Raw genomic sequence first — 12,316 nt, 5'->3', positions numbered from 1 at the left:
CATTACTATACAACTGAATCTGACTATGTCACGTTGGTTTAAACACAGCATAATTTAACTTAAGGTGTCACTTACACTTGGTTTGAATGACGCCATCAAGAACTTATACAGGTAGACATTATGAAAATTGACAAGATTCCTGACTATATTGATCCTAGCCTAAATCTGGAACAAATTCGCGATGAGTGCCATGATCTCATCAAAAAAAGAGCTTACGTCTCAGCCGGAGCGGCAATTGTACCGATTCCTTTTTTTGACGTGGCGGTAGATTTGGGAATTTTGTCGCACCTGATTCCAGATATCAATTCCCGTTTCGGTTTAGCACCTGAGCACGTGAGCGTTTACGACCCAAAAACTAAAACAATTCATTGGGATGAGTTACGTAAACGCGGTTTTGAATTTTCAGGTTTTGTAGTCGCACGTACTACCGTTAAAAAAACATTTAACGGCTTTTTAGGCAAAATCGTAACAAAACAGGTGACTAAATTTATACCGCTAGGCGGACAAATTGTAGCAGCAAGTTTAGGCTATTTCATGATGAAAAAAATAGCAGAAACTCATCTGAATGACAGTTATAACCTTGCAAAACGTATTCAGCAAAAAAGCCGTAGCACCATTGTAAATTAATGTTTGCCTTGTAGCTGAGAGCTTAGTCTGCTCTCAGCTGTTTTAAAATGGCCTTCAACACCTCCAGACGGGCCGTATATTTATCATCAGTTGCAACGATATACCAAGGTGCATATTCAGTACTGGTTCGCTCAAACATATCGGCTGCTGCTTTTAAATAATCATCCCACTTATCACGATTACGCCAATCTTCCGCAGTGATTTTAAAGCGTTTATGCGGTGTTTCTTCTCTGGCCTTAAAACGCTGCTCTTGCTCATCTTTACTAATCGCTAGCCAAATTTTTACCACAATCGTTTGACTATCAAATAAATCTTTTTCAAAGCGATTTATTTCATCATAGGCACGCTGCCATTCTAAAGGCGAAGCAAAACCTTCGACACGTTCAACGAGTACGCGCCCATACCATGTCCGATCAAAAATCGTGATTTTTTCAGCTTCATTAATGCGGTTCCAAAAGCGCCATAAGTAAGGATGTCGAGCTTCAAAGCGTTCAGGTGCACCAATACAATGAATATCATATTCACGCGGGTCTAAGTTTTTAACGATTCTCTTAATGGCCCCACCTTTACCAGCAGCATCCATGCCTTCAAAAGCAATCACGACATTGCGTTTATCAAAACGCATGGCATCGGCAATTTTTTTACTCAGTTTATCGAGCTCTTTTTTATATTCAGCTTTTTCAAGTGGTTCATTAGAAGGTTTTAATAAACTCTCTGGAATTTTAGCTTGCTGCCATTTTCCTTTAACTTCAGTTTCATGCTCTGGAAGTTGACGCATGTGTTGTAAAAGATATTGAGCAAAAAACTGATCACGCTGCTTTTCATCTTCGCCATCAATAATGTACCAATCATCGGTAAAACGACGGCGTAACTTTTGCAAAGTGTCATATTGTTTTTTATTACGCCAGTCTAGACCATGCAGCTTATGCCAGTGTTGCTCTGACGGATCTATTTTATCTAAACGTTTTTGCAGCGATTTCCATGATAGATCGAACCAGACTTTAACCACATCGACATAGTTATTTTTTAAATCTTGCTCAAATGCCCGCATATTTTCAACGTATTCATCAAAACGCGAATCATCTAAAGGCTCGGAAACATGCGTTGCGGTGACGAGCAAATCGCTATACCAGTTGCCAAACATCACCACAATTTGTCCTTCAGTCGGAATAAACTCCGAGTAAGATTGCCAAAATGCTTCTGTATCTGTCAGCACACGTGGCGCGTCTGCTTTGACTCGTAAATATCGTGGATCTAGCCATTCACGAAGTTGTTTAACGGCCTCGCCTTTTCCAGCCAGTTCAATACCACTCATTAATATCAGTGTGCTTTTAGCGTTAGGTTTGCCCCGACTTTCTTTTAACGCATATTGTGCTTCAATCAAATCGACTGAAAGCTGTTCTTCATCACGAATCTCAAATTTTGGTTGTTGTTCACTCATAGTCCACGACTCTAATCTTTTATTGTTTAATTTCGATGATCTTTAACTTATGCGGTTAAATGATGAATTGCTATACAAATTATGTCATTGCAATAAAATTCTGTTTAAAAATTGACGCATGAATCATTTTTTTTACATCTACTCGCCATAGTACAAGGTTACAATGCCTTTTATGATTTTTTGCAAATAGCCCAATATTAGAGCCTTAAATGTCTAAACTCGCTGCTTTTGATGATCTTTTACAACAATATAAAACATTTAATTATCACGATAATCCTGTGCTTGCCCAACGTTTGCAAGATGTACAAACATGGTTAAAAGAGCGGATGAAAGATACGCATCATGACTTTTTTAATCTGCCAGCGCACAAGCTCATGTCAGAGTACTTTTTAAATCGTTTATATGGTGGCCCAGAATTTGATGCTCTTGCAGCTCAAATCGAACGCTTATTGAAATATGCGCATAAAGCAGAAAAAGTCTTACCTGAGAATGCAATTAAAACAGGTACTAAATCAGTAAGTTTGGCTGTACTTGCAACCCAACTTGATGAGCAAGTAGCAATGCAACTTCTTGAGGACTATCCGGCAGATACAGTACTCACTGATGAGATTATGCGTTTAACCTTAATCAAGCTCGATCAAGCAGAAGTGCGTTATCAACAGCTTGCCCTTCTTGATGATTTAGGAGCAGCGCTCGATAAATACATGCGCTCATTTATGATGTTTACTGCTTTTAAAATGTGTAAAGGTATTGCCCAAAAATATCACTTCGAATTGATGTATGATTTCATTCAAGATGGTTTTAGTGCGATGAAACCGTTAAAATCAGCCGAGATCTTTATCAAGACTTTTACTGAAAAAGAACGCCAGATTATTGAAAATGTACATTCAGGGCATCCGAATCCGTTTAGAGTGTGATAAGGTCGGCACATAGAAAAACTCAACCTCACGAAGTTGAGATTTTATTCATTATATTTGCATGATGATGCCTGTAAAAATAGACAAAATCTGTCATCATGCAGAACTTATTCCGTTTCACTTGAGTTTGAGTCTAGGAGAGACAATATGTCTAACGAAAACCAAAAGCCAACATCTCCAACTGAGCAGGCACAAAGTTCAGACAAAGTTAGCCCATTCCTAAGCTCACCTTTACCGCAAGGTACCCCTCAAGGGCAACAACAAACTTTACAGCAAACCTTAACAGACACGCCTGTGAATGGTTCTGTACCGAAATACAATTTACCTCGTGGTGCTGGTAATACTGGCAACGTTGGTGAAACCACACACTTTGGTTACTCAACTGTTAGAACTGAAGATAAAGCACAAAAAGTTGCAGAAGTTTTCCATTCAGTTGCAAGCAAATATGACTTGATGAATGACTTGATGTCATTTGGTATTCACCGTTTGTGGAAACGTTTTGCAATTAACATGTCTGGTGTTCGCCGTGGTCAACACGTGTTAGACATTGCGGGTGGTACAGGCGACTTAGCAAAAGTATTTAGCCGTGAAGTTGGTCCGCAAGGTCATGTTGTACTTTCAGACATTAACGAATCTATGCTCAATGTGGGTCGTGACCGTCTAATTGATGCAGGCTGTACCAATGTTGACTTCGTTCTTGCCAATGCAGAAACATTAGAACCTTTTGCAGACAACAGCTTTGACCTTGTAACAATCAGCTTTGGTTTACGTAACGTGACAGATAAAGACGCAGCACTTGCATCTATGTTCCGTGTGTTAAAACCAGGTGGCCGTTTACTGATTCTTGAATTTTCTAAACCTGTATTTGAGCCATTCTCAAAACTTTATGACCTCTATTCATTCACTGCTTTACCGATTATGGGTAAATTAGTTGCAAATGACTCAGAAAGCTATAAGTATTTGGCTGAATCAATCCGTATGCACCCAGACCAACGTACTTTAAAAGGTATGATGGAAAATGCTGGCTTCCAGAACTGTGACTATCACAACCTTACTGCTGGTATCGTTGCCGTTCACCGTGGCTTCAAACTGTAAGGGATAACGATATGTGGTCGATTCTGGCACTCGGTGCAGTCGAACGTATCATTCATCATCTGATCGATCTGGATGCGGTTACTCGTATTCAGCTTAATCAGTTACAGGGCAAAATGTTGCGTGTTGTGATTGATAGCCCGCAGCTTTCTGTCGATGTATTCTTTGACCAAGAAAAAGTACGTCTTGAACCTACTGCAACAGGGCACAGTGAAAAACCTTCTATTTTTGAACAACGCCCTTTTGATGCGCAATTCAGAATTTCTGAAGCAACTGCAACTTTGCATGTTAAAGATGTCATTGAACTGATTAAATTATTGGTCAGCGATCCAGACCAGATTGGCAATATCCCATTGCAAGGTGATTACCACCTCCTACAGGATATTCAAAAGATTATGCAGCAAGCTGAACCAGATTTAGCTGCGCATTTATCAAGATGGGTGGGTCCTCAACTCGCTCATGAAATTGGCAAGATTCAACTTGCACCAAAACATTTAAAACGCTCCGTGCAAAGCCATCTGTTTTTTGCTGAAGACGCATTAAAAGAAGATAGCGGCCTATTTGCCCCTCGCTGGGAAATGGACGACTTAACTCAAGCAACGCGCAAGCTTAATCAAGACATTGACCGTCTTGAAGCAAGATTGCAGCAACTCAATGCACAACTACAACCCTCTCAAGACTAGGTAAGACTGTATATGATTCCGCACGTTTCACGTTTACTCGAACTTTGGCGTATTGCAGCGCACTATAGACTCGATACGTTGTTCCCTGCGGATGAATTACCAGTTAAAGCTCAGCATGCATTAAATATTATTAAAATGCACCCTGCTGCATGGTCGAGTCGTGAACGTAAAAATCCTTTAAAGCTCAAAGAAGCTTTAGAAGATATGGGACCACTTGCAATCAAGCTCGGTCAATTACTGTCTACTCGTCGTGACTTGATTCCACCTGAGGTGCTCGCTCAGCTGGTTTTACTTCAAGATCAAGTAAAACCTTTTGATGGAGATGTTGCTAAACAACGTATTCAAGATTCGTTAAAAGCTGACGTTAATACATTATTTGCTCGCTTTGATGACCAGCCATTAGCTGCCGCATCAATTGCCCAAGTGCATACTGCTGCATTGCATGATGGTCGCGAAGTCGTTGTTAAAGTCACTCGCCCTGACATTCGCAATCAAATCTTACAAGATTTTGAAATTTTGGCATGGTTAGGCAATACGCTAGAAAGCCGCCTTGAAGCTGCCCGTGCGTTGCATCTCACCGAAATTATTCAAGACTATCGCCAGATCATTTTAAATGAACTGGACTTGAGTATTGAGGCAGATAACACCCGCCGTATGCGCCATTACTTTACTGGCTCAACCATGATGTATGTGCCAGAAGTCTACATGGACACCAAAGATGTCATGGTGGCTGAGCGCATTACTGGTGTGCCTATTTCAGACACGGCAACCTTTGACCGTCTAGGTATGGACCGCGCACAACTTGCAGAAAAAGGTTTAACCATTTTCTTTACGCAAGTCTTCCGCGATAACTTTTTCCATGCAGACATGCATCCCGGTAATGTCTTTGTAGAAACCATTAATCCAAGCAATCCACGCTTTATTGCACTGGACTGTGCGATTATGGGTGAGCTATCTAAACACGACCAGATGACGGTTGCCCGCATGTTGCTTGCTGTCATGAACAGCAACTTTATGCAGCTTATTCAAATTGTGCATCAAGCTGGCTGGATTCCACCGGGTACTGACCAAGATGCTTTAGCACGTGAAATGCGCCGCACTGTTGGGCCAATGGTGTCTAAACCAATGGATCAACTTGATTTTGCGGGTATCTTAATTCAAGTCATGGATATTGCTCGACGCTTCCATCTTGAGATACCACCACAGCTCATGCTGCTACTCAAAACTTTAGTGCATGTAGAAGGCTTAGGTACTGATCTTTATCCGCAGCTCGACATCTGGAAATTGGCAAAACCAATTTTGACGGAATGGGTCAAATCCAACATGAACCCAGTCAAAAATGTAAAAGAGCTTGGCCAGCAATTACCTGACCTGCTTTTAGGCGCTCAAGATTTCCCAAGCTTAATTATTGATAGCTTAAATGGTTTAAAAAATCAGTCGGCTTGGCAAGACCGTCAGTTACGCGAAATTCAGCAACTTCGTTTGCAAATGGAACACCAACAACGCCGCAGTTGGATGTTCGGTAGTACCATGCTGATTTTGCTGACTATTGCAATTATTAGCCCTTGGTTTGTTTCGATTATTCTAATTGTGCTGAGTAGTTTACTAGCGCTTTGGCGTGTATTGAAATAAGTTCAAAATCCCTTGCCAGTGCAAGGGATTTTTTATGATAAAAATTTAATATTTTAAAAAATTTATAGATCAGCTATTCGTTCATTGCTAAATTGAACCCATAAATGCTTCAAAAGAACAAACAATGAAAACACCTCATTTTGCCATTATCGGTGCTGGTACAGCAGGTTTAGCCACAGCGATTTTACTCGCCAACCAAGGCAATAACGTTACTATTTTTGAACAAGTTGATGAGTTATCTCCAGTAGGTGCCGGTTTATTACTACAACCTGCGGGCTTAGCTGTATTTGAACACTTAGGTGTGCTCGACAAAGCTTTAACATTAGGTGCAAGAGTCACAGGTCTAGAAGGACAACTTCCAGACAAGCGTCTTTTAGTTAACAGTCACTATCACGAAGCATCAGCAAATCTTTATGGCCTAGGTATACACCGAGCTACTTTATGTCATGTGCTCACTCAAAAGCTTAGTGAATATTCAAGCCAAATTACTTGGCGTATGAACCACTCTGTTGAAAGCTTCGAAGAACATAACAATGAAGTTCAGCTATTCGGAAGTCATCAAAATCAAAATTTTGATGCTTGCTTTGATGCTTTACTTATTGCCAATGGTGCTCGTAGCCAATTACGTCCCAAAGCATGGGTAAAGGTTGACCAAGCCTACCCTTGGGGTGCGGCGTGGAGTATTGTGCCTGAATGCCAAGTTCTCGATTCTGAAATTTTGCATCAATTTTATGATCGCTCGAAAATTATGATGGGAATTCTTCCTACAGGAGCCATTCCAACAGAACCTCAACAACGCCTTTCAAGTGTTTTTTGGAGTTTACCTACACCACAACTACAAAGCTTTTTACAAGATGAGCAGGCTAAACAAGCTTGGTTAAAGCAAGTCTCTGAGCGTTGGCCCAAAGTTGCAGAATGGCTGAAAGAAATTTTGTATAACAGTCAAACTCAGCCCAAATGGTTATCTGCAAACTACCGTGATGTCGTTATGACTCAATTTGGTCAAGGTCGAATTGGGGTCATTGGCGATGCAGCTCATGCAATGAGTCCACAGTTAGGTCAAGGTGCAAATATGGCATTATTGGATGCTTGGGCTTTCTCTCAATCATTGCAACATGCTCAAAAGAACCAGAATATTGACTGGTCCTTGCTCTGGCAGCACTACCACCAGCTTCGCCGTTCATCCACCCAGTTTTATCAATTTCTTAGTCGCTTATTAACACCACTTTATCAATCTGATCATTGGTGGGCTGGAGGTTTAAGAGATTTAGTTTTTCAGTGGATGTATCAAATCCCTTATTTTCGAAAAGAAATGGCAATTACGATTTCAGGCTTAAAGATTGGTCCATTCCAGCAACTTGACTATGATCAGGTAGCTCAATTACCTAAAGAAAACAGTGTTTTTAATTTAAAAAGCGAATCTCTGTCTGACTATTAACCCCACCAAATAATAGTGATAACACATGAAAATCAGCCATCTTGATCATCTTGTTTTAACTGTCTCAAATATTGAATCTACCTGTCATTTCTATCAAACCGTATTGGGGTTTGAAATCATCACGTTTAAAGATGATAGGAAGGCTCTAAAGTTTGGAAATCAAAAGATAAATTTACACCAGCAAGGCAACGAGTTTGAACCGAAGGCATTACAGCCGACTCCCGGATCTGCCGACTTGTGTTTTATTTCAGACACTCCCATTTCAGAAGTGGTTGCGCATCTTAATCAGTTAAATATTCAAATTGAAGAAGGTCCGATTGAACGTACTGGTGCAATGCATCCTATTCTTTCAGTTTATATTCGCGATCCAGACCAAAATTTGATTGAGATTTCAAATATCCTCACGCCTTAGTCATTTGAATAGGATACAGATTGGTAAGTGTTACAAGCTATTCATTACGCTAGCAAAGACAAAAAGGACAAAGAATTTTTCCGCAAAGCGACGTTGATGCCGTACACTATACAAGCTATTTTTTAGCATCAGATTGAAATCAATTTATAGTTCATATTTCTTTGGTGATTCCTCATGAATAACACGCAATGGCTCGATGAAGTAAAATTTAACGAACAAGGTCTTATCCCTGCCATTGCTCAACATCATCAAACCGGACGTATTTTGATGGTGGCGTGGATGAACCGTGAATCACTTGCACTTACAGCAGAAAAAAATCAGGCGGTGTATTTCTCTCGCTCTCGCCAAAAACTTTGGCACAAGGGTGAAGAATCAGGTCATTTCCAAACAGTTTATGAAATTCGTTTAGACTGCGACGGCGATGTAATCATATTACAAGTTGAGCAACACGGCGGTATTGCATGCCACACAGGTCGTGAGTCTTGTTTCTACCGTAAACTTACCCCACAGGGCTGGGAAATTGTCGATGCACAATTAAAAGACCCTACTGCAATTTATGGTGACAAAGCCAAAACTGAAAGCCACGATCATGCTCACACAATTGAACAAGTTGATGTACTTGCTCACTTAGGGCAATTGATGCAAGAGCGTAAGCAAGCTGAAGCGGATACGTCATATGTTGCAAGCCTCTACAAAAAAGGCATCAATAAAATCCTGGAAAAAGTCGGCGAAGAAAGCGTAGAAACTATTATTGCTGCGAAAGACTACGCTGCTCAAAATACAGAAAGCAATTTAAATGACTTGATTTATGAAACTGCCGATTTGTGGTTCCATAGCATTGTCATGTTGGGTTATTTCGATCTTAATCCACAACTTATTATTGACGAATTAGCTCGTCGTCAGGGTTTATCTGGTTTAGTTGAAAAAGCTAACCGCAACAAGGTTTAAAATCACTCAGTGTCGAATATCGAAAAACCTAAAGCCACCTATGAGCAAGCTATTGCCATAGATAACGGACGTCTTGGGCAATCATTTAAAGTGATTGCCTATGCGGGTACAGGTAAAACTACTACGTTACAAATGATTAGTGATGCCATGCCTGAACGGCGCGGTATGTATTTGGCTTTTAACAAAGCCATTGCTGGTGAAGCACAAAACAAATTTCATCGTAATGTAGACTGCCGGACTTTTCACTCACTCGCGTTTCGCAGTGTGCCACGAGGTGTGACTGATAAATTACGCTTACCTCGCTTAAGTCCAAGCTTTATCGCAAAAGAATATCGACTAGAACCGATTACCTTACGGCGCATGATGGGTGGACGTTATGAAAAATACGTCTTGATGCCAAGTCGCCTAGCGAGCCTTGTCGCCAATGCTGTCAGCTATTTTTGCTCGACCAGCTCGCAATACCCTGCTCCTCGACATATTCAGGCACCCAACTGGTTACATCCAGACGATATTACCGAGCTACAAACTCATCTTTACTCTGCTGTTGAACGCCGCTGGTTAGAGTCGATCGACCTAAATCATCAAGCAGGAATTGGTCACGATATTTACCTCAAACTTTGGGCTTTGTCTGAACCGAACATCCCAGCCGATTATGTCTTATTTGATGAAGCACAAGATGCTGATCCTTTAATGCTGGGTATTTTACTTCGCCAAAAAAGTACGCAGGTCATCTATGTAGGCGATGCACATCAGCAAATCTATGCGTGGCGTGGAGCAATTAATGCCATGCAGCAATTACCGTTGCCAGAGTCTCGCCTCACCACTTCTTTCCGTTTTGGTGAAACGATTGCCGACGTTGCCAATGCATTGCTGGGCGGATTAAATGAAACTGTTCCTCTGCTTGGTAATCCAAACCAGAAATCAAGTGTAGTTAATAAGCCGCATACCAAAATGCGTGATGCGATTTTATGCCGTACCAATGCTCGGGCCATGGAACTTTTACTGGCAGGTTTAGTTCACGGCGATAAAGTGAGTTTGCAAGCTGATCATCAAAAACTAAACCGTTTTGTAGATGCTGCAAGCCTCTTAAAGCAAGGAAAACGGGTTACTGATGTTCCTGAATTAGCATGGTTCAATTCATGGCATGATGTCCATGAATACTGTGAAACCAATGAAGGCAGTGATATTAAACCATTGGTTAAATTGGTGGATGATCACGGCACTGACCCACTAAAAAAAGCGCTTGCAAAGATTACACCACTTGAGCAAGCTGACTATGTCATCTCTACAGCCCATAAAGCGAAAGGCTTAGAATGGAACCGTGTTCATATTGAAGATGACTATCAATTTAAAATTAATGGGTTAGAACACAAGATTACTGATGAAGAGTTAAGACTACTGTACGTTGCCTGTACTCGTGCTAAAGTAAGTCTAAATATCCATCATCTTTATGATCTGATACAACAATTAAAACTAAGGGCGCCTTTAAGTCTTCGTCAGTCGGTTGGTTGAAGCGCTCATATTTAGGTGAGCCTATGAAACTTGAATCTGTCCAATTTAAACATATTGCTCTGTTTCACGACCTTAAAATACACTTTCACTATGAAAAACAGCCAATCACCTTAATTTTAGGTGAACAGGCAACTGGTAAAAGTATGTTACTCAAACATACTTACCATGCTTTAACTTGGCTCCCTGCTCGCCTTAAAGATTTGCGTAGTCCCGGTATTGTCATGCCTGATCAAGACATTACTCAGTCGCGTCTACAATCAAAAATTGAAGTGACTATTCAAATTCCTTCTGAAATTGGTCATCTGCCAGAAAGTACCTCTGCTCAGCAGGTAGACTCTTCACTATGTAGCTGGAAACTTTTTAAAACCTTAAATGCAAGTGGGATTGGAGTAAGCCAAGTTGAAACTCAGCAACTTGACCAAACCATGGCTCTTTATCAACAAGTCATAAAAAAAGATCCATTACAGGGGCTTCCCTTAATCGCTTACTACCCAGCCGAACGCTTTGTAAATGATATTAATCTGCTTAATAAAAATTTACCTGGCATTACTCAAGCCATTTCAGCCTATGATATTAGCCCACTACCGTTTACAACTTTTACACGCTTTTTTGAATGGCTACGAGAAATCAGTGATATTGAGAATGCTCAAGCTGCATATCTAGTACAACGGATTAGATCGAAACAATCAGATCAACAAGATCAAACAGAATTATTAAATGAGCTTCAAAAAGAGTTATCAGGGCAACCTAAACAGCTCACTTCACCCAATCTATATGCTCTTAAGAATGCATTGAATATAGTTTTGCCTGAGCTTAAAGATCTATATCTACAATATCAGCCTCGACTGCAACTCATGGTCAACTATGAAGATCAAACCTTACCTTTTCAGCAGCTTTCAAATACAACCAAAACTTGGATTGCTTTAGTAGGCGATATAGCCCGCCGACTCTGTTTACTCAATCCTTTGAGCTTAAACCCTTGTCTTGAGGGAGATGGCGTTTTACTCATTGACCAGATTGATGCACAGCTCGACTCAACACATTGCTCCGAAATCTTAAATCGGCTTCATCAAGCATTCCCACGCCTACAAATTATTGCAACAGGAAGTCGTGAAGAGCTACTTGAACATGCCTCGACCTATCAATGTCTAAAATTAGAGTCTGGTAAAATTAGCCATCTTGACCTTAATACGACCAAGCAACAGCTTGAACATATCTATACCTTACTTCAAAGAAGCGAACCTTTAACACCATCTATAGAAGCACAGCCTTTGAGTTTAATAGATCCGACGCCAACACCAGCACAGATTGAGGTTTTATTTCAGCAGATTCAGGGTTTAACTGAACAACAAAAAAATGAATTATTAAGGATGATTCATGCGGGAGACGCACCGGAAGAAAGCCCTTCGGTTTGAGTTTTATAATCAAAAAACCACACTCACAAAATATATGGTGGAGTACGGTTTTTTAGGCACTAAAATAACTAGATGTTGTTACTACATGTAATAACATCAGATTTTCAATGCTTTTTTAGTGTACAATAAATTTCATTTTGCGTTTTTATTCTTCAAGTTGCGCAATACAACTTGTTTCTCGCTTTATTTTCTAATTTGG

General features: G+C 40.5%; 11 protein-coding genes. 10 read left to right on the top strand and 1 reads right to left on the bottom strand.

From position 1 onward, the window contains the following. Window positions 1-120 precede the first annotated feature (120 nt). Entirely contained in the window at window positions 121-627 is a 507-nt protein-coding gene (locus tag ACTJJH_RS06885; RefSeq protein WP_005065913.1) for a hypothetical protein, read from the top strand. Between the two features lie 22 nt (window positions 628-649). Here ACTJJH_RS06885 and pap read toward each other — a convergent pair whose 3' ends face one another. Then, the gene (gene pap, locus ACTJJH_RS06880; RefSeq protein ID WP_005065911.1) at window positions 650-2,068 is read right to left on the bottom strand and encodes a polyphosphate:AMP phosphotransferase; all 1,419 of its coding nucleotides are present in this window, start codon (window positions 2,066-2,068) and stop codon (window positions 650-652) included. Between the two features lie 209 nt (window positions 2,069-2,277). Here pap and ACTJJH_RS06875 point away from each other — a divergent pair, with 209 nt between their 5' ends. The 9 genes from ACTJJH_RS06875 to ACTJJH_RS06835 all read left to right on the top strand — a co-directional run bounded on the left by ACTJJH_RS06875 (window position 2,278) and on the right by ACTJJH_RS06835 (window position 12,117). Next, window positions 2,278-2,985, top strand: a complete 708-nt coding sequence (locus tag ACTJJH_RS06875) for an FFLEELY motif protein (RefSeq protein WP_032035428.1) — start codon at window positions 2,278-2,280, stop codon at window positions 2,983-2,985. Between the two features lie 147 nt (window positions 2,986-3,132). Further along, window positions 3,133-4,080 carry a bifunctional demethylmenaquinone methyltransferase/2-methoxy-6-polyprenyl-1,4-benzoquinol methylase UbiE gene (gene ubiE / locus ACTJJH_RS06870; protein WP_002114829.1) on the top strand — a complete coding sequence of 316 codons (948 nt, stop codon included), beginning with the start codon at window positions 3,133-3,135 and terminating at the stop codon, window positions 4,078-4,080. Window positions 4,081-4,091: 11 nt separating this feature from the next. Further along, window positions 4,092-4,760, top strand: a complete 669-nt coding sequence (locus tag ACTJJH_RS06865) for a ubiquinone biosynthesis accessory factor UbiJ (protein WP_032005102.1) — start codon at window positions 4,092-4,094, stop codon at window positions 4,758-4,760. A gap of 12 nt (window positions 4,761-4,772) precedes the next feature. Beyond that, the gene (locus ACTJJH_RS06860; protein WP_262520304.1) at window positions 4,773-6,392 is read left to right on the top strand and encodes an ABC1 kinase family protein; all 1,620 of its coding nucleotides are present in this window, start codon (window positions 4,773-4,775) and stop codon (window positions 6,390-6,392) included. Between the two features lie 124 nt (window positions 6,393-6,516). Further along, a complete protein-coding gene (locus ACTJJH_RS06855) occupies window positions 6,517-7,830 on the top strand; it encodes an FAD-dependent oxidoreductase (RefSeq protein ID WP_440600918.1) in 1,314 nt (437 codons plus the stop codon). A gap of 25 nt (window positions 7,831-7,855) precedes the next feature. Then, on the top strand, window positions 7,856-8,242 hold the full coding sequence (locus tag ACTJJH_RS06850; protein WP_032038041.1) for a VOC family protein: 387 nt from the start codon (window positions 7,856-7,858) through the stop codon (window positions 8,240-8,242). Window positions 8,243-8,416: 174 nt separating this feature from the next. Then, window positions 8,417-9,190: a bifunctional phosphoribosyl-AMP cyclohydrolase/phosphoribosyl-ATP diphosphatase HisIE gene (hisIE, locus tag ACTJJH_RS06845; RefSeq protein WP_075383401.1), complete on the top strand. Its 774-nt coding sequence runs from the start codon at window positions 8,417-8,419 to the stop codon at window positions 9,188-9,190. A gap of 9 nt (window positions 9,191-9,199) precedes the next feature. Next, complete coding sequence (locus tag ACTJJH_RS06840) at window positions 9,200-10,702, top strand: UvrD-helicase domain-containing protein (RefSeq protein ID WP_440600917.1); 1,503 nt, start codon at window positions 9,200-9,202, stop codon at window positions 10,700-10,702. Between the two features lie 23 nt (window positions 10,703-10,725). After that, a complete protein-coding gene (locus tag ACTJJH_RS06835; protein WP_346525338.1) occupies window positions 10,726-12,117 on the top strand; it encodes an AAA family ATPase in 1,392 nt (463 codons plus the stop codon). Window positions 12,118-12,316: the final 199 nt, after the last annotated feature.

Origin of the sequence: Acinetobacter sp. 22301, from assembly GCF_052045285.1 — a bacterium.
Classification (GTDB): domain Bacteria; phylum Pseudomonadota; class Gammaproteobacteria; order Pseudomonadales; family Moraxellaceae; genus Acinetobacter; species Acinetobacter pittii.
Note: the sequence above shows the minus strand (reverse complement) of the source record. Positions and strands in the feature narration are given on the sequence as shown.